Source organism: Parashewanella sp. 2210YD4-3 (assembly GCF_056591735.1).
This window is the reverse complement of sequence record NZ_JBWQOG010000017.1, coordinates 1-18,064: the sequence shown is the minus strand read 5'-3', so window position 1 is coordinate 18,064 and position 18,064 is coordinate 1. Positions and strand designations below refer to the sequence as shown.

The 18,064-nt window shown below is 40.2% G+C and carries 16 protein-coding genes; 3 read left to right on the top strand and 13 right to left on the bottom strand.

The window, feature by feature from the left end:
• Positions 1 to 135: 135 nt before the first annotated feature.
• The 10 genes from AC1EU0_RS18545 to AC1EU0_RS18500 all read right to left on the bottom strand — a co-directional run bounded on the left by AC1EU0_RS18545 (position 136) and on the right by AC1EU0_RS18500 (position 11,593).
• Positions 136 to 471 (bottom strand): HNH endonuclease, encoded by a 336-nt coding sequence (locus tag AC1EU0_RS18545; RefSeq protein WP_480304203.1) that lies wholly within the window; start codon positions 469 to 471, stop codon positions 136 to 138.
• Positions 443 to 970, bottom strand: a complete 528-nt coding sequence (locus AC1EU0_RS18540) for a hypothetical protein (RefSeq protein WP_480304201.1) — start codon at positions 968 to 970, stop codon at positions 443 to 445. Before AC1EU0_RS18540 ends, AC1EU0_RS18545 begins: the two co-directional genes overlap by 29 nt.
• Positions 971 to 1,038: 68 nt before the next feature.
• On the bottom strand, positions 1,039 to 1,788 hold the full coding sequence (locus tag AC1EU0_RS18535) for a hypothetical protein (RefSeq protein WP_480304200.1): 750 nt from the start codon (positions 1,786 to 1,788) through the stop codon (positions 1,039 to 1,041).
• A gap of 65 nt (positions 1,789 to 1,853) precedes the next feature.
• Positions 1,854 to 2,681 (bottom strand): ATP F0F1 synthase synthase, encoded by an 828-nt coding sequence (locus AC1EU0_RS18530; protein WP_480304198.1) that lies wholly within the window; start codon positions 2,679 to 2,681, stop codon positions 1,854 to 1,856.
• Positions 2,682 to 2,687: 6 nt separating this feature from the next.
• Positions 2,688 to 3,236 (bottom strand): hypothetical protein, encoded by a 549-nt coding sequence (locus AC1EU0_RS18525; protein ID WP_480304196.1) that lies wholly within the window; start codon positions 3,234 to 3,236, stop codon positions 2,688 to 2,690.
• A complete protein-coding gene (locus AC1EU0_RS18520) occupies positions 3,233 to 4,396 on the bottom strand; it encodes a restriction endonuclease subunit S (protein WP_480304194.1) in 1,164 nt (387 codons plus the stop codon). Before AC1EU0_RS18520 ends, AC1EU0_RS18525 begins: the two co-directional genes overlap by 4 nt.
• Entirely contained in the window at positions 4,389 to 6,020 is a 1,632-nt protein-coding gene (locus tag AC1EU0_RS18515) for an HsdM family class I SAM-dependent methyltransferase (RefSeq protein ID WP_480304192.1), read from the bottom strand. The genes AC1EU0_RS18520 and AC1EU0_RS18515 overlap by 8 nt, the downstream gene beginning before the upstream one ends.
• Complete coding sequence (locus tag AC1EU0_RS18510; protein WP_480304190.1) at positions 6,014 to 9,193, bottom strand: type I restriction endonuclease subunit R; 3,180 nt, start codon at positions 9,191 to 9,193, stop codon at positions 6,014 to 6,016. The genes AC1EU0_RS18515 and AC1EU0_RS18510 overlap by 7 nt, the downstream gene beginning before the upstream one ends.
• Before the next feature lie 210 nt (positions 9,194 to 9,403).
• Complete coding sequence (gorA, locus tag AC1EU0_RS18505; RefSeq protein ID WP_480304188.1) at positions 9,404 to 10,762, bottom strand: glutathione-disulfide reductase; 1,359 nt, start codon at positions 10,760 to 10,762, stop codon at positions 9,404 to 9,406.
• Positions 10,763 to 10,876: 114 nt separating this feature from the next.
• A complete protein-coding gene (locus AC1EU0_RS18500; protein ID WP_480304186.1) occupies positions 10,877 to 11,593 on the bottom strand; it encodes a hypothetical protein in 717 nt (238 codons plus the stop codon).
• A gap of 177 nt (positions 11,594 to 11,770) precedes the next feature.
• On the opposite strand from AC1EU0_RS18500, the gene prlC reads away from it, so the two are divergent.
• A complete protein-coding gene (prlC, locus tag AC1EU0_RS18495) occupies positions 11,771 to 13,807 on the top strand; it encodes an oligopeptidase A (protein WP_480304185.1) in 2,037 nt (678 codons plus the stop codon).
• Between the two features lie 152 nt (positions 13,808 to 13,959).
• Positions 13,960 to 14,493 (top strand): thioesterase family protein, encoded by a 534-nt coding sequence (locus AC1EU0_RS18490; protein WP_480304183.1) that lies wholly within the window; start codon positions 13,960 to 13,962, stop codon positions 14,491 to 14,493.
• Here the strand turns inward: AC1EU0_RS18490 and AC1EU0_RS18485 are convergent.
• Together AC1EU0_RS18485 and ygfZ are read right to left on the bottom strand one after the other, a co-directional pair.
• Positions 14,485 to 15,381 carry a phytanoyl-CoA dioxygenase family protein gene (locus AC1EU0_RS18485; RefSeq protein WP_480304181.1) on the bottom strand — a complete coding sequence of 299 codons (897 nt, stop codon included), beginning with the start codon at positions 15,379 to 15,381 and terminating at the stop codon, positions 14,485 to 14,487. The two genes, AC1EU0_RS18490 and AC1EU0_RS18485, sit on opposite strands and share 9 nt — an antisense overlap.
• Before the next feature lie 26 nt (positions 15,382 to 15,407).
• Positions 15,408 to 16,364 (bottom strand): tRNA-modifying protein YgfZ, encoded by a 957-nt coding sequence (gene ygfZ / locus AC1EU0_RS18480; RefSeq protein ID WP_480304179.1) that lies wholly within the window; start codon positions 16,362 to 16,364, stop codon positions 15,408 to 15,410.
• Between the two features lie 310 nt (positions 16,365 to 16,674).
• Between ygfZ and AC1EU0_RS18475 the strand changes: the two genes are divergently transcribed.
• Complete coding sequence (locus AC1EU0_RS18475) at positions 16,675 to 17,352, top strand: hypothetical protein (protein WP_480304177.1); 678 nt, start codon at positions 16,675 to 16,677, stop codon at positions 17,350 to 17,352.
• A gap of 47 nt (positions 17,353 to 17,399) precedes the next feature.
• Here the strand turns inward: AC1EU0_RS18475 and AC1EU0_RS18470 are convergent, their stop codons facing one another.
• The gene (locus AC1EU0_RS18470; protein WP_480304175.1) at positions 17,400 to 17,636 is read right to left on the bottom strand and encodes a hypothetical protein; all 237 of its coding nucleotides are present in this window, start codon (positions 17,634 to 17,636) and stop codon (positions 17,400 to 17,402) included.
• Positions 17,637 to 18,064 lie beyond the last annotated feature (428 nt).

Genomic DNA, 18,064 nt, shown 5'->3' with positions numbered 1-18,064 from the left:
TTATAATAAATCCAGTTTAAGCAAAACTTAAATAAGCCATTAAATTAAAACAAAAAATATTTATCGATCATTTATTTTTAATTAAAAAAATTCTCTTTATTAATTCCCTGCTCCCGAATTCAATCAGAACAATAATCAACCAATATTTATCTCACTAAAGAGTTTATCTTTCATTTTCTCTGAATTTATAGAAAAGTGTGCTTCTCGATGATGGTTTGGACATAACGCAATTACATTTGATATTGAGTCTTTTCCGCCTTCTGATAACGGAATGATATGATGACTTTCAAGATAAATTGAGCCTGAATTAGTTTTGAAGCCTTGAGCGCCACAATATTCACATCTTCCTTTGGCTCGTTCTAATACGCTCTTTCGAACTTGGGGGCTTCTCTCGTATACGTGACCGCTTACCTCTTTTTTCTTAGCTTCATTGGTTTCATTTTCATGTAACGTAAACTGATCGATAAACAAAGAAGGGGGGATCTTCTCTTTGTAAAATGCAGTTTCCTTCTGAGTCATACTGCTTCACATACCAATTCTCAGAATCAAGTAATCTCTTATTGGCTTTAGATTTTTTAAGCTTAGAATCACTACTGTCATCACACATAATGACTCTAACAGGACAATTTAATCGTGCTGCTTTTTGTAAAGAAAAATCCATTTTAGTAGCTCGTTTGCTGCGTACACCACTTTCTTTTTCAGCAACATTTCGCATGTTTAATTTTTGAATTATCTTGTCATTGTAGACTTCGCAATTCTCAAACCAGAGATTCAAAACAATGATATTTTTCTCATGATTTTCAAATGACCACTCGTAGCAATACTTTGGGTTCACTGAGGCTTTGCTCTCGAATGTCCCTTCTTTAAAGTTCGACCAATCAGAGATATCAACGCCAGCTTCTTTAACTAAATCAATGATTTTCCTATGGCTCTCTGGCTTCACGTACTTTAGCTTTTGAAATAAGTCCATTTTTTTACTTTATCCATATTTTATAATTACTGACCATAATCGTTGAAGTGGAGAAATTACACTTACCATTATGCACGCTGACTGGATGATATTACCGCACCGGGAGTCGTCACATCTGATTCATTTCCCCACCCAGATGAAGTTACTTGTACTAATGCATTTTGGATATTTGGACGGTCTCTAAAATGTTCTCTACGAATTTTATCTCCATACCTTCTTAGCAACATCTTTTTTTCACTGCATAAATCCATAGTCGTTTCATTTTCTAAGGCATCGTAAATCTCAACATGCCCATCATCTAATAACTGATGCTTTAGCTGCTCTTTCATTTTCAACTCGTACGTTGTCAATAATTGTTCGCTTGAACTTTTCTTATTCAAATTTTTTTGTCTAAAAGCTTTGGTATTCCCAGTACTGGTCTTCTCTTCAGTATGTGATTGTTGACTATCAGACAGAGCACGACCAAGTCTATCAGTAAGATCTTCCAAATATACGATTCTTCTATTTCTATCTTCTAACTTTCTGTTTAATCTGTTGATTATTTTTTCATTTTCTTCAAGTTTATGCTCACTCTCTGAAGTTTTAAGCAGTAGATCTTTAATTATTCTATCTTTTGATACAACCTGATGCTCAAGTCGATTTATTGTTACTTCTGACTCTTTATTTGATAATGTTTCGCATGACAGTTTTTCAGATTGCGATTCATCATTTGCCACGTTTTGCGCTTTTTGTTCTGATGAAAGCTTTTTAATCCAAATGTAAAAACGATATAAATAAACTAGTAATGCAATAAAAATTACCCATTCTAAAATTACCATATACACCTCTTACTTCATTTTAGGTTGGCACTGGTTCGCTGGATGGATTGATAAAAAGAGTTTACCTATAAATTCTGCACAGAATTCGCTAAGCGTTTTTCGTGGCTAAGAGGTGTGGTGTAAAAGCGTTGATCTATGCCGTATAGTAAGTACTTGAGATCGTCATCGCTTGAGATGCTGAAGGTCTTGTTTTGTTCATCAAAATTAATGTTATCGCAATAACCGTGAATATAGTCGAACATCAGGTCTTTCTGTTCTTCATCAAGTTGATCAAACTTTTCCATAGCCATTGAGATGCGCTTACGGTTGGGTTTACTTACTTTATCCAGCCCATAGTCGTTTTCAAGGCTAACAAACGGCTGGTCAAGGAATTCTTCAACCTGTTCTTTGGTTGCTTCTTTATAAAGAGTATCTATGCCTAAGAAGATACTGGTTATTGATGATAAATTGCAAAATACAAGCGTATCTTCATCTTTGAAGTAAACAGCATCTGGGACTTCATTCACTACAAGTCGGTCTTGGATGGTTTCTAATTCTGCCACTTCCCCGAAAGCGATCATCTTCTTTTTAACAAAAAGGGATTTAGTGATTTTTTGGAAATGAAAATTACCGCCTTGAACAGAAACAATAACTCCAATTTTGGCGAACTGTTCTTTTATCAAAACGTCATACTCTGCGGCATTAAGATCATTTTTTAGTAACTCTAAACAGAAGGGCTTCTGAGAGAAGTTTTCAATTTTAAACCAAGACTCTTCATCTAAGTTATGGTCGGGGTCGTATGGCACACAAGCGTTTAAATCAATATCAATTGGTTCATACAGCGTGTGGTCTGAGAGCATGATGCGATAAGGTTGTTTTCTTAGTCCCTTAACTTTGACCAGTACATGATCCATGTAGCGTTAACCTCTTTCTATAAATGTGTAGTTATTAATGCGATAAGCCTTATCTATCTCAATCTCGCTTGGGGTTTTGTATTCGCGCTTGCTGATTAAGAAAATTGCAGCGCCATTTTGGGTGGTGATGTTGTAGAACTCATACCTAAACAGTAAAAATAGCGGATTGAAATACAAGGCTTGGGATAAAAAGGTGAAGATAAACAGTACGCAATAGACAAAAGCTAAGGTTTCTAAATTACCGATGCTCAACGCCACAAAAAAGTAACCTAGATAGCTTGGAAGAAAGCTATTATTGGCATGCTCGATACTGGTGATACTACCTTGTTTAAAATCAACTTTACCCAGATTTGAACTCAGTAATAAACTCAAGCCTGTAAGCACTACAGGCACGAGAAAATATAATAAATATGAAACCACATTCGGTAATGCTAACAGCCAATTGCATCCTGCAAACATGGTTCCTAATGTGATTCCTTTCTGTACCATGTAAATGATCACCAGTAATAAGGTGGCATTTACGGTCAGCAATAACCTAAATGCGGTATTGATCATGTAACGGTAACCTGTCCATTCATTAGCATTGGGAGGAGGAAATCCCTAATTGAGATCAATTCTGAGTTTTCTTGGTTTGCTTTGACAATCTTATTAAGCAGCGGAGAGATACATTCGTCTATTTGCTCTATAATCTCAATCGGAGGTAGGCAAATTCTGCTCCCGACTAAATGATCTTTTGTTATGTGCCCCATTGTAGTTTTTCTTAGCTCAGCCATCATTTTAAAGTGTTCTAAATACTTAAGAACCTCAAAATAGTAAAATGTTCTGGGGTAGTTTTCTGATGTAACTTTGAAAATATGCTGGTTTAAAACCCCCGTACCACCTGACCAGAGTTTTACAGCAAGTGTTGCAGACCATGAAAATAATACATCACCATCATTAACGATCACTTTGCTTGGGATATCTTGTTTTACAACCTCTGATTTTTCATCAAAACCTGAGCTAAACTCCCTAATTTTGATCACGTTGTAAAATCTATCTTGCTCTAGAGGTCTATGTTTTTGACAAGCAATTCCATTAGTAAAAGTTGCAATATCAACCAAAGAAGCATCTTTCCATCCCTCAGGGATTTCTCTTTTAAGCTGCTTGTTATAAACCATCTTTCCGCCTGATGATTTATAGGGTTTACCGTTCTCATCGGGGAAATCAAATTGTACAAACCAATAGTCATAAAGCGTTTTCGCCATCGCTTCTAACTCGGCATTGATTTTGTTATTGAGTTCGATTTTTTTGTCTAAAGAAGTTAAAACATTTCTAATTTGGATTTGCTGGGTTTTATCTTCATTAAACGGTATAGACATTTCATGAAGTTCATTTCTATTTACTCCCGGAACTGCACTTTTATCTGATGTCTTAATGTGGCCTAAACAAGTTAATAAATAATATATGTACTTGGGATCGTTACCTTTAAAGTCTTTAACGTACAAGGCAGTATTATGCGGCCAATACTTTCCGTTAACGTAATACATGTTACCTAACGTACCATATCGACCTGTTACAACGCCTTCACCATCAACTTTATATTCATTATGATAACCAGAAACCCCTGCTGAGCTAATTACGGGGAAATCACCTAAAACCCTGTTTTTTTCTGGAAGGTCATAACCCCTTTTGAAAGTCACAACGTCTCCAAGCCTTTTTGCAACAGTGTTATTCATACTTTAAACCAGCCAGTTGATTTGTTATGTCACTCTCTAAAATTTTTGACTCCTTAAAATAACTTTTTAAGTGAGTATCAAAACTTGCCATTTTTTCAGCAAATTCTTCAGCTGTAATATCCACATATTCAAGTTTTACTTCAAAATATTGACCCGCACTAAGGCTGTAATTCTTGGCTTCAATATCTTTATAACTAACAACGACAGATAAACCTTCAACCTCAGATTTTGCATTAAAGGTATCTATAATTAGCTGTTCTTCTTCAGCGCTTAATACCGTCTTTTGAGTTTTCCCCTCTTTCACCTTAGTTCCGAGGTTCGAAGCATCGATAAGTACAACGTCATCCTCGTTGTTAGCGTCAATAAACAAAATGGAAACATTGGTGCCTGTGGTTGCAAAGATATTAGATGGCATAGAAACCACACCTGCTAGCATTTTGTTATCAACAAGATGCTGGCGGATCTTTTTATCAATTCCCGATTGTGCAGTTATAAAGCCTGTTGGGATCACCACCGCAGCCTTACCATTTTCATCCAACGAGTGAATAATGTGCTGTAAAAACAGCTGGTAAATTGCCATCTTATCTTTGGCTTTTGCTGGTACTTTAGGCACACCTGCAAAAAAGCGTTTTTGATGCTCTTTACCGTCTAGCTCTTCACGGACTTCACTAAAGTCCAACTTAAACGGTGGATTCGAAACAATGTAATCAAACTTTTTGAGATCTTTACCATCTTTATGATGTGGGTGTCGTAAGGTGTCACCTTCAATCACATTTGGAATGGAGTGCACAAGGTTGTTTAAGATCAGATTTAATCTGAGCAGATTTGACGACTTTTTGGAGATATCTTGCGTAAAGATAGCGCAGCGGTCTTCACCAATAGCATGTGCTACATTCATCAACAAGGTGCCTGAACCCGCTGAAGGGTCATAGCAACTTACGTTGCTGATTTTTCCTTGCTCTGCTTCTGGTACAAGAATACTTGCCATAATGCGAGCCACTGCATGAGGCGTATAATATTCAGCGTATTTACCGCCTGAGTTAGCATTATAGTCTTTGATCAAGTATTCAAAAATTACCGCATAAAAATCGTATTTTTGAGTAAAAATACGCTCAAAGCTGAATTCACCAATGGTATTGATAATGGCTCGGCAAAAGTCATCTCGCTTGTTTACAGTAACGTATTCGCTTATGGGTTCGAATAATGAGACTTTTTCGCCTGAGTCCGTCATTACCGAGAAGGTTTCACTGTTTAGAACCGCTATCGCACGTAAGGTATCGTCAAAGAGCTTGGCGAAATCAGGCTCACTTTGCTGGTTAAAAAGGTGCGAGATAAAGTGCTCTGGCTCTAGCTTAGCGGCACTGGCAGGCAACTGCATAGTCAGTAACGCTTGCTCATCCTCAGTTAATGCTAGATATGCTGGTTCCCACTTTTCAGCTGTGGCTAGCTTGGGTTCTATCTGTTTGGTTTCATAGCTGAATTTATCATTCAGCAACTTATACAAGAAAACTTGCGTGATGATTTTGAACTCACTGGCATCATTACCTAGTCCGTTTCTCGCACAAATGGCTTTTAGGTTATCGATCAGTTCTTTGGTTTTTGTTTGGAATGCTTGTTCTACCACGGGGTATCACCATTAAATTCGTTTAAGTATTCTCGAACCAACAAGTTGTTTATGTATTTTGCGGTATCGACATTGAGTTGAATGTCTTCTGCCCTGAACTCTTGTATTGTGCTTTTCATAACAGTACGGTCAAAGTAGCTATTATTCAGTAACACTTGCGTGCTATTTAGCACTTGCTCATCGGTTCTTTGTTTGATTTTGTTAAGCGCTTCGAAAATACTACGCTCACTTGCTTGCTTTGTACTTGTTCTTAGCTTGATATCTTGCCCAGCATCATCATTACTTTCATTCAGCCTTTTATGAACACGGACGTATTTTGCATCGCCTGAGTACCTTCTTTGCAGACGCTCATTCTCAGCATTTAGCGCTTTCACTCTTTGCTGGATGCTTTGCAGCACTTTAATGTTTTTATCCATTTCTTCTTGGCTGACCTCACTTAAATTTTTGGTTTTAAAGAGTCGTTCTAACTCTTCTTTAAGTGAGACGAACTTAGGATCGGCTTGGTCAATATTGCCTGCTAGAGCTTCACGAGTTGTCCGTAGAGTGTTTTTAAGCTCATCTGCCAGCTTTAACTCGTGCTCACCGACTTTGGTGAACATGAAGATAACGTCTTCTAATGCTGCGTTAAGAATATTTGAGGTATCGTCTTCATTCTCAATTCGTAGTTTCAGGTTTAGGTTTTGCAAGTGGGCACTGGTTTCGTTGTACAGTGCTTTTAGGGTTGCAATATCGAGCTTTTGTAACTGCTCAGCATCTCCTTGAAGGCGGATCAGATTATACAACTCTTTAGCGCTTTCAAGGGCATTCTTTAACTCGATAATTTGCTTTCTGTCTGAAATTTCGCTGATTTGTTGGGTAAATATTTCACGATTTTCAGTATCAAATTGAAATAGCTTATCTTTTAAGTCATCGATTTCTTGCTTAATTTCGTCAGCACTTTTGAATAGATTTGAATAACTTTCAGCTTCATCGCCTAATTCACTTTGCAGTTCATCAAAGTAGGCTCGGTTAGTTGCATCAAATTCCTTGCTGATATCGGCAAAATCAACTACATAGCCATAGCGGAAATTCTTGTAAGTTCGGTTCACTCGGGTGAGCGCTTGCAAGAGGTTATGCTGTTTTATCACTCGACCAAGATAAAGCTTTTTAAGGCGTTTGGCATCAAACCCTGTCAGTAGCATGCGCTCAACGAAGATGATATCGATTTCGCCTGCTTTGAATTGCTCCACCCAAAGCTTACGCTCATCTTTTGAACCGTAATCATGCAGAATGAGTGCAGCTGATTTTACTTGGTTATCTTTTTTAAGTTTCTCACTGTAATAATGAGCGTTAGGTTCATGGATGCCTTCAACTTCTGGCTGCTTTTCTGACGTTTTGGATTTCGCTGCTAGATACGTTTTTTGGGCATAGACTGCATTAAACTGATTAAACAGCTCTCTAGCCTGTGCGGTACTGTCACAAATTACCATCGCACCAATGCTGTTATCGTTAAACGTGGCTCGGCTGGTTTCAAAGTCGGTGACAATATAGTTCAGCATTGGCTCAACAAATTTGTGATGAGCATAGGCATCTTTTTTATTAATACTGCCTTGCGCCACTTCCAGAGCTTTAAGTGCTTCTTGCATTTCAAGCACATAGTTACTGGCGATTTCTTCTCGAATAAGTCTTAAGGTGTAACCATCTGCAATAGATTTGTTGTAATAGTATTTGTGGATGTAGTCACCAAAGACTTGTTTGGAGCTGAATTTTTTTGGTTCTTTTAACGAATTTTTATCTGAATCATTCAGCAGGAGTGGCGTACCCGTTAAACCAATTTTAATGGCATTAGGATCTGACTGGATCAGGTTTGCTAAAAAGCTTCCTTTTGGGTTGTAACTGCGGTGAACTTCATCAAGAAAATAGAGACGCTGTATTTTAACGTCATAGTCGATGGTTTGAATGACGCTAGGGTCATCCTCAAACTTTTGAATATTCACAACGGTAATTTCTGGCTTACCTGATTCGTTGTGAATGACTTTGGTCGCCTTAATGCTTTTGGTAAATTCTTCTTTTGAATTTACCGCATGTACCATCAACCCTCGGCTAGTAAACTCTCTTTGAGCTTGGAGCAGCAAGTCAATTCTATCCACAATGAAATAGAATTTAGGAACCACACCTTGCTTTTGATAGTAGTCGGTTAAAAACTTAACGTTAAAGTAAGATAGAGCGGTTTTGCCACTGCCTTGTGTATGCCAGATGATCCCTTTCTTTATGCCTTGATCCAGTTTTTCTTCTATCGCTTTGGTTGCAAAGATTTGCGGGTAACGCATTACATGCTTTTCTAACCCTGTCGTTTCTTTAACGTAAGCGATGCCATAGCGCAGCATAAAAGCAAGTCTGTCTGGACTGAGCAGGGAAGTACAAAGCTGGTTGGTGTATGCGTCTGGCTTTTTGTTTTCAATAAATTCGGGGCTGTATTTGATAACGGTGTAGTTATTATCCTTTAGCACCTCATCTTCGATTGCATCTTCCAGTGGCGCTAGTAGCTTAGTGTAATTGAAAGTTTCTTCCTCTCGAAAGTAATTAAAGATGGGCTTTGTGTATGAAGGGCTGGCATAAAATGCACCCTGAATGGGTTCAGGGCAGTTATCATCGTAAGGCATGTTATTCGAAAACAACATAAGCTGAGTGATGTTGATAAAGCGCTTAAACTTAGGATTTTGAGAACGAACATTGATCCGCTCTCTTTCTGCCAATACACCTTCATGATTATTCGGCTTTTTAACTTCAATAAAGACCAGCGGCATACCGTTGATCAGCAAGGTGATATCTGGTCTGAATTCATCATCACCATTTTTACAGGTCAATTCGGTAACAACGTGAAAGCTGTTGTTTTTAAAGTTTTCAAAATCGATCAGCTTTGTGTTGGATCTGTCTGTTAATCTTTCATAGAAAGCTTTACCTAAGTCTTCGTTATCTAATAGCTGCTTTGTATCAGATAGAAGTCGCTCGACTTCATCTTCTTTGATTTCTTTATTGATCTTTAATATGGATTTGGTAAATAGCTCAGGGAATATATTGGTTGCCTGATCCCATGTTTGCTCTTTCAGCGATAGATATTTGTAACCAAGACGAGTTAGGTGAAGTATGGTGGGAATTTTAACTCGTGTATCTTCTGAGAAATCTCTCGACATCCTGACAATCCTTCGTAGCGCTGTAGTACTTTAGCTATCAATATTTAAATTTTTAGTGAATTTCATTATATATAAGATGCGGTTTATCACTCTCCTGCACATTTACCACACAGAATAAAACAAGCCAAATAGAAAATACTGACTACACATAGAGCACAGTCAGTATACATTTTCCAGAGACAAATACCTGTGTAAGTTGCTTTTCCTACACTAACCCGTCATGGTAACAAATTCCTCAGCCCCAGTTGGGTGAATCGCCACAACCGCATCAAAATCCGCTTTGGTGGCGCCCATTTTCATCGCCACCCCAAAGCCTTGGAGGATCTCATCCATACCAAAACCAATGCCGTGAATACCAACAACCTTTCCATCTTCACCCGCACAGATCAATTTCATCTTACACGCCTGACGATGAGCCGTCACAGCGGTATACATTGAAGTAAAACCAGAGGTATAAACTTTGACATTCTCAGCGCCATATTCGGCCACGGCTTCTGGCTCGGTTACACCCATCGTGCCGATAGGTGGATGACTGAATACCACTGTAGGGATATGGGTATAATCCATTTTGGCATCGTCCATGCCATTAAATAAACGCTCAGAAAGCAAACGCCCTGCTTTGACTGCTACAGGGGTTAACTCAACACCACCTTGCATAATATCACCCACACAATAAATGCCTTGCTGAGTGGTATTTTGCTGCTCATCGGTAATGATGTAACCACGCTCATCTCGCTGCACTTGTGTATGCTCAAGCCCAATGGTATCGGTCGATGGACGACGACCGATCGCCCATACTAAGCAGTCCACATCATAGCTTTCACCATTAGTGAGTTTTAACGTTAAGCTACCATCATCATTTTTGATGACCGATTCAGGTGTGCTATTGGTGTGAAGTTGTAAACCACTTTCTCCCATGGCATCCACTAACGCTTCTGAAAGCATAGGGTCAAAGTTACGCAGCGGTGCATGTTTACGAACAAATAGGTTAGTATCGCTGCCAAGCCCTTGCATAACGCCAGCGAGCTCAACCGCAATGTAACCTGCACCAACCACGGCTACACGCTTTGGCTGTTCACGCAGTGCGAAAAAGCCGTTTGAATCGATGCCATGTTCAGCGCCTGGAATACTAGGGATCATCGGTGCGCCGCCGGTTGCAATTAGAATATGATCGGCACTGTATTGCTCACCATTGACTTCGATAGTGTTGCTATCGACAAAACGACCATAACCTCGAACCAAGGTCACGCCATTAGACTCAAGACCGCGATCATAGGCACCGTGAATGCGTTTGATATAAGCTTCGCGGCTCGCAACCAGCGTGTTCCAATCAAAGTTATCGACACTGACATCAAAGCCGTAGTCTTTGGCATATAAATGAATCGCTTCTGCCACCTGCGCGCCATACCACATCACTTTTTTTGGTACACAGCCCACATTCACGCACGTGCCACCGACATGCTGCGCTTCAATCAGCAACACTTTAGCACCACGCATGGCGGCACGATTGGCAGAGGCAATGCCGCCACTGCCTGCGCCTAAACAGATATAATCAAAATGCTGGGTCATAAACTTCTCCGTAACTCGGCCTAATGGCAATTTGCCAAATACCTTATGTCTGATCTCTTGAATAAACAATAGCTAACAAACGATTTAAGACAAATAGACCGAATTATAAAGAAATTACTTCCACTTATAGTGCAAGGTTATGCCACCAAAGGTTTCATCATGGTCACGGCCATCATTTCCGTATTTCATTTTAACGTCGCCCAACGCCCAAGTATGCGCGATGTAGGTATTCACCTCCAGCTGAGGAGTTAACTGATAATTGGCTTTCAAGCCCAATTCACGATGATTTTGTCCATCGTGTTTTTTGGTACTGTAGCCAAAATCCCAACCTTCTTGAAAATAAGGGTGTAATGTTAATTTTGGCGTCAGTTCGATGTTGCCTTTTAGGTCAACCAAAGTGAAATAGCCATCTGACTTGGTTTCGTAAATGGTGCGCCATGATGGCGTCAACCATTTTAAGCCTTTATATGACACGACTACATCAAACTCGTGCCCACGATAACGCAAATTATTTTCACCATTGGCTCCAACCCAATCATAGCCAAGCTTGACGGTAAAATGTTTTGTAGGCTTAAATAAATAATCAATGCCTAAATCCAACTCAGTAAAGCCTTCTTCTGTGCCGCGACCCAGCGCCACATAGCCGCTTAATGCGCCTTTTTTGGCTCCCATTTCTGCCCATGCAACGCCACCGTCGTTGAGCAGTAATCGCCCTTTTGACACATATTGACTGTCCAAACGTCCTTCAACATAAAACGATGTATCTTGTGCAAATCCTGTTTGTTGTACAGCCAATGTCCCAATCAGCAATAACCACGGCTTAAGTTGCATTCTTATTCACTATTTCCAACTAAAAAACTAATTACAGCTACTATAATGCAGTCGGGATTTTTTGTAAGAATGAGTTTTCAAAATTGTGATTCAGCTCTTGTTCAGATTCACATCTTGATTTTTTAACAGGCTACCCATACTTAAGAACTATCATCATGATTTTTATTAAGGGCATATATGACCACGGCAATTCCCAGTGATACCTTACCCCAATTTTCCAATATTCAACCTGAGCACATACAATCTAATATTGAACAAGCCATTCAGCACTGCCGTGACACCATAGAGAAAGTACTCACTCATGCAGGTACCCCAACATGGGACAGCTTAATTGCACCGCTTGAACAAGCGGACGATGAACTCAGTCAAGCTTGGTCTCCAGTATCACACATGAATTCAGTAGTCAGTACCGATGAACTCCGCACGGCACATGATGCTTGCTTACCACTACTCTCTGACTACGGTACTTTTGTTGGTCAACATCAGGGATTATTTGATGCTTATCTTGCTCTGCAAGCCTCTGACGAATTTGCTGCATTCCCGCAGTCTAAAAAAGCCGTAATTGAACATGCGATTCGCGACTTTAAACTTTCAGGCATTGGTCTAAAAGACGAAGCCAAACAGCGTTACGGCGAGATCAAAAAGCGTTTATCTGAACTTACCAGTCAATTCTCCAACCAACTATTGGATGCAACTCACGCATGGAGCAAGCTGATCACTGATGAGTCTGAGTTGGTCGGCTTACCTGACTCTGCACTTGCCGCCGCTAAAGCCATGGCAGAAGCCAATGAACAACAAGGTTGGTTATTTACCCTTGATTTCCCGTCTTACCTACCTGTGATGACCTACAGCGAAAATCGAGAGTTACGAGAAGAATGTTATCGTGCATTTTCGACTCGAGCTTCTGATCAAGGACCAAATGCTGGTGAATTTGATAACTCAGCCTTAATGGATGAAATCGTGGCGCTTCGTCATGAAATTTCTTTATTACTTGGTTTCGACAGTTATGCCGACAAATCTTTAGCGACTAAAATGGCGCAAAACCCTGAGCAAGTGATGGACTTTCTCAACCAATTAGCCGAGCGTTCAAAGCCACAAGCACAAGCTGAACTGGCAGAGCTTAAGCAATTTGCCAAAGATGAATTTGACGTTTATGAACTTGCCGCTTGGGATATTGGTTTTTACGGTGAAAAATTACAGCAACATAAGTACCAAGTATCGCAAGAAATGCTGCGTCCTTACTTTCCTGAAAACAAAGTACTTAGCGGCTTATTTTACACCGTAAATCGTTTATTCGGACTCACCATTAGTGAGCAGACAGATATCGATACGTGGCATAAAGACGTGCGATTTTTCAATATTCTAGACGACAAAGGTGAGTACCGTGGCAGCTTCTATTTAGACTTATACGCACGCAGCGGTAAGCGTGGCGGTGCATGGATGGACGATTGTCGCGTTCGCCGAACGACTTCCACAGGACTGCAAAACCCTATTGCCTACTTAACTTGTAACTTTAATGCTCCAGTTGATGGTAAGCCAGCCCTATTCACTCATGATGAAGTAGTCACCTTATTCCATGAATTTGGTCATGGTATTCATCACATGCTCACTCAAATAGATGTTGCGGATGTAGCAGGGATCAATGGCGTACCATGGGATGCCGTAGAATTACCAAGCCAATTCCTAGAAAACTGGTGCTGGGAGCAAGAAGCCCTTGAGCATATTTCGGGTCATTTCGAAACCGGTGAGCCATTACCGAAAACCATGTTAGATAACATGCTTGCCGCCAAAAACTTCCAATCGGCAATGATGATGGTTCGTCAACTTGAATTCTCATTATTCGACTTTACCCTGCATTGGCAATTTAACCCTGAGCAAGGGGCACAAATTCAACAGGTACTGAATAACGTCAGAAGCCAAGTCTCTGTTGTCGTTCCTCCCAGCTTTAACCGTTTCCAGCACAGTTTCGCCCACATTTTCGCAGGCGGCTACGCCGCTGGCTATTACAGCTACAAATGGGCTGAAGTCCTGTCAGCCGATGCCTTCTCTCGCTTTGAAGAAGAAGGCATTTTCAACGAGACCACAGGACGTAGCTTTTTACACAACATTCTAGAAATGGGTGGCTCTGAAGAGCCTATGGAGCTATTCAAACGCTTTAGAGGGCGTGAGCCGAAAATCGATGCATTGTTGCGTCACAGTGGCATTGCTGCTTAACAATCCATGAAGTAAAGGACCATTCCCACTTTGGCGCTCAAGATGAGCGCCTTTTTTTGATCATTGCTATCTTGCCGTCTGGTACGACCTCTGCTAGCCTAACCTCTTATTTAAAAAGGAATTAAGTTTCATTTAATAACACTAGGAACTCCATGAACCTGTATTTTCGACTTTTTTGGCTGTTTATTTGGCGAATAAAACACTGTAACAACATTGGCTTTCTCGATACCAGTACCATCAAATTTCGTGCTCTTCCCAGCGATTGCGATGTCAACTTTCACCTGACTAATTCTCGTTATGCGGCCTTTATGGATTTGGCTAGAACATACATGATGGCGGAAATGGGACTGCTCAAAAAATTTATCAAACTAAAATGGATGCCTATCGTCAATGCTTCTGAGTTTACTTACATTCGAGATATTAAACCGCTAGAACGTTTTTGGATTGAGTCAAAAATTGTTGGGTGGGATGAAAAATACTTTTATCTAGAGCAGCGTTTTATGACAAGTAGAGGGCTACATGCAATCGCTCATGTTCGTGGCGTGTTTATTCATAAGCGAAAGCAAGTGCCATTAGATAAGTTGCTTGATACTGTAGGCTTCGATGAAACGCATCCCCAACTACCTCCGGAAATGCTACAGTGGATTGAGTTCTTAAAAATCAAAAAAGAACAAAACTTACCCTAAATTTTTTAGGGTTAACCAATAACTGATCCCAAGGGCAGCGCGTTTCATAATTTGCAATCGTAGACGCTCTGCTGCCCCTGTTTCGATACTTGGTTCAAACAAATTATGAATTTGCTTTCTTAATGCACTGGCGTGTTGACGATTTCGCTGTTTTTCAGAGAGCGTTGTGATCCGGTTTTCAAGTAAAAAATTACCATAGTTTTTACCTCGAACTAACAAGGCTGATTCTGGCGAGCCTAGCTTATTAGCTCCCGCGCTCACATAACGGATAGCTAAGCCAATTCTTCTGTCATTCGACGAGTTGGGCTCTGAACCATGCACTAATTTAAAATGATGCAGTGACATCTGCCCGGGTTCTAATTCCAATGTAACCGCTTGTTGATCCGCGATGTGCTTATCGGCAATGGTTTGCCCTCGAGACAGCAAATTACCTTTAGCATAGGTATTTTCTTGATCAAATAAGGTGTGGTGACTGGCAGGCAATACTTTCATCGCACCCGACTTTTCTGTCGCAGGACTTAACGCCAACCAAACTGTTACCACATCATCAGCTTCAATCCCCCAATATTGAGCATCTTGATGCATAGAGACAAAGGCCTCACTTTGTGCCTCTTTGATAAATAAGTTACTCATGTAACATAAAATATCAGGACCAATCAACGACTCAACGGCATCAAGAATATTAGGGTGATGCACAATTTCATCTGCCCAATCAAAGAGTAAATAGGATTTATTGCATTGCCCACGAGTTAATGCGTTACCTTGCTGCTGCTCGATAGCCTCTAACGATGAACGTAAACGATGACTTTCTTGTTTCGATAGTGCAACAATAGGACACAAAAAGCCTTGCGTTTGGTAATGCTTAATTTGCGAGGTAGATAAACCCATATTCTCCTCCACTGCAATACTTATGATTACTCGTCGTCTAATGAATAGGGCAAAGGTAATAGTGTCAACTCACTGTCTAAATCACCTGCCACTCTAAATTGCGCATCCATTTCAGTATCATTCGCTAATACTGCCGTCAATCGAACTTCATTGCCACGCTGTACATACTCGATAATATTACCGGCTTTACGAAAACCACTTTCTAATTCGACTTCTAAAAAAGCATCTTTATTTAATTGGCTTGTAACCTTGCCCGCTAAAATGAATAAGGCGCGTTTAAGCCCGCCACGATACTTCATTCTTGCTACGGTTTCCTGCCCCATATAACAGCCCTTTGTAAAGCTTATGCCACCTAGCGCCTGTAAATTACACATTTGAGGAATATACCCACCACTGTGATTCGCAGACACATTAGGGTAACCACCGGCTATTTCAAGCGCTTGCCAACTGCTAGATTCATAAACCTTTTGCTCAGAAAATATCTCCGAAGCCGTGCCTGTAGGCACTAAAATAAGGAACCTTTCACTATCTTTAATGATTAAGCCATCGTTAACAACAGTGACTTTTGAGCTAATTTCACCAAAACGCTCAGATACAAAAGCCTCAGCTTTCACCCCAGCCACACCAAAAATTTCCCACTGATTGCTAGCATCGTCTAAGGTTACTTGACTGAATACCGCATATTTCTGAAGCTGTGGTAAATCTGCGGCAACGGTACTCTTTGGCATTAGCATTAAAAACTGTTCTTTAGCCTTTACTAACCTAAAGCTTGCCAGCATTTTTCCTTTTGGATCGCAATGTGCGCCCCACACCCAATTGTCTTGAGACAAACCTGTGACATCAGCGGTCACTTGACCGTGAAGAAAGCTTGATGCTTGCTGGCCTTCACCAGAGATAATGCCTAAGTGAGATAATTTAGCGATCAATAAATCTGGTAAGGTGTCCTGCAAAGACCAATCTGGGTTATGTAAAGTGACAGACATTGGGGAAGTGTTCCTAAGTTATTTTCTCTGATTGTAGCGAATTGAGACCGTTTACGAAACTGGCGAACTAAAGTGAATAGTCAAAGATAGAGTCGTCAATAACAGAACACATTTTGTTCCTAGCAAGTAAGTTAAACCCCATAAATAGCACAAATAAAACGCCGCGATGCTTTAGCTCTGCAGTTTAACTTCAAATTATGCGCTGTTGTAAGTGTCAGTTAAGCAATCAGGCTTAAACTAACTAAACCGACTGAGATCGTTATCAATATATCTTATTGAATTTAATCCAACACAGCAGAGGTTATGTTGCATGAATAGATTGTCCAAAATTTGCCTTGTAGCAACTTGCTTGAGCGTCTCCCTCACATCACTAATGGCAAGTGCTGAAACATTTAATTATAGCTATGCAGAAGTAACAGGCCTATTCGGTAAGACCGAATTTAAAGCGCCTGACGTAAATCAAAAGCCCGATTTGTCTACCAAAGGATTCGGCATCACAGTTCAATACTCTCCGTATGAAGGACTATATCTTAAAGGTGTGGCTGACCGCTTAAAAATTGATGATAGTAAAGACTATGGAATGCAATCCTATGGTGTTGATGGCAATTCTACAACCTTAGGAGGCCTAGTAGGCATGTACGCCCCCGTCACTGATAACATTGATGTACTCGGCGCTGTAGGTATCGCCAATGTAAAAGACGACTTCACAACCTCAATTCGGTTAATGGATCCTCCTACAAATGATACAAAATCAGATGAAAGCAGGCTCCGATTCTATGGTGAAGCTGGTTTTAAAGCAGGGTTAGGCACATGGGGAGAGTTAGATCTCATGTATCATCGCTTAAACGACGAAAATTATTTCTCGGCCACAGGCAATTTTGAACTTACTGATAATTTGGGTTTACAAACTGGGTACAGCTACAGCCGAAGTGGTAAAGACCGTGAACGATATGGCACTTGGATAGTCGGTGTTAGATATTCATTCTAATAACCCATTAGCGAACATAATAGCCGATGCGCTCTCATCGGCTTTTGTTAATATTGCTGCCAAGCACTGGCATAAATAATCAAGGCTATCTCTAATAGGCCCAACACCCCAAATAGCAACGCAAAGTGCCACCACTTAATATTCTTATCTCTTGCTAATAGACCTTCACCAACACACCAAGCTGTGATTAATCCTAACCAAGCCCAGTTGGAAGTAATAGGCAATACTAAAAATGCCCCTAAAATTAAGGCAAAAAAAACATTTACAAGGATCAGTGCTCGCATAAATACATTCCATTATCAGCACATGTCTAATGATGAAAACTAAGCTTCAAAAAAGACAGAGAACTAAAAACTTAAATTATGACCAATGGTTCTAATAGAATCTATGATCTTACTCATTATGAGAAGTGGTTTATGTAAAAACTGAGAGGTTTGATATATGAAGCCAAATAAATCAGTTTAAAATGAAAAAAGCCCTTGCATTTCTGCTAGGGCTTTCGATTTTTTGTTTTACTTTTTCTTAAAAAGTAAAAACCCAAATTGGTGTCTGGCAATGGTCAGCTTCGGGCAAGCCCTCCGCGCTATATAAAAGCATCAAGCCGTGCTTGATAAACGCCTTCACTCCGCCCCACTCCACATGGGAAATGATGCATGCAAACAACGCATGCTGCTTTTATATTCCCCATGCTCGGTATATTTATTGTCAAAGA

What these genes read in the sequence shown, in the direction of transcription:
- AC1EU0_RS18540 (WP_480304201.1), bottom strand. Translation starts at nt 970, where the DNA reads ATGGACTTATTTCAAAAGCTAAAGTACGTGAAGCCAGAGAGCCATAGG.
- AC1EU0_RS18535 (WP_480304200.1), bottom strand. Translation starts at nt 1,788, where the DNA reads ATGGTAATTTTAGAATGGGTAATTTTTATTGCATTACTAGTTTATTTA.
- AC1EU0_RS18530 (WP_480304198.1), bottom strand. Translation starts at nt 2,681, where the DNA reads ATGGATCATGTACTGGTCAAAGTTAAGGGACTAAGAAAACAACCTTAT.
- AC1EU0_RS18525 (WP_480304196.1), bottom strand. Translation starts at nt 3,236, where the DNA reads ATGATCAATACCGCATTTAGGTTATTGCTGACCGTAAATGCCACCTTA.
- AC1EU0_RS18520 (WP_480304194.1), bottom strand. Translation starts at nt 4,396, where the DNA reads ATGAATAACACTGTTGCAAAAAGGCTTGGAGACGTTGTGACTTTCAAA.
- AC1EU0_RS18510 (WP_480304190.1), bottom strand. Translation starts at nt 9,193, where the DNA reads ATGTCGAGAGATTTCTCAGAAGATACACGAGTTAAAATTCCCACCATA.
- gorA (WP_480304188.1), bottom strand. Translation starts at nt 10,762, where the DNA reads ATGACCCAGCATTTTGATTATATCTGTTTAGGCGCAGGCAGTGGCGGC.
- AC1EU0_RS18500 (WP_480304186.1), bottom strand. Translation starts at nt 11,593, where the DNA reads ATGCAACTTAAGCCGTGGTTATTGCTGATTGGGACATTGGCTGTACAA.
- prlC (WP_480304185.1), top strand. Translation starts at nt 11,771, where the DNA reads ATGACCACGGCAATTCCCAGTGATACCTTACCCCAATTTTCCAATATT.
- AC1EU0_RS18490 (WP_480304183.1), top strand. Translation starts at nt 13,960, where the DNA reads ATGAACCTGTATTTTCGACTTTTTTGGCTGTTTATTTGGCGAATAAAA.
- AC1EU0_RS18485 (WP_480304181.1), bottom strand. Translation starts at nt 15,381, where the DNA reads ATGGGTTTATCTACCTCGCAAATTAAGCATTACCAAACGCAAGGCTTT.
- ygfZ (WP_480304179.1), bottom strand. Translation starts at nt 16,364, where the DNA reads ATGTCTGTCACTTTACATAACCCAGATTGGTCTTTGCAGGACACCTTA.
- AC1EU0_RS18475 (WP_480304177.1), top strand. Translation starts at nt 16,675, where the DNA reads ATGAATAGATTGTCCAAAATTTGCCTTGTAGCAACTTGCTTGAGCGTC.
- AC1EU0_RS18470 (WP_480304175.1), bottom strand. Translation starts at nt 17,636, where the DNA reads ATGCGAGCACTGATCCTTGTAAATGTTTTTTTTGCCTTAATTTTAGGG.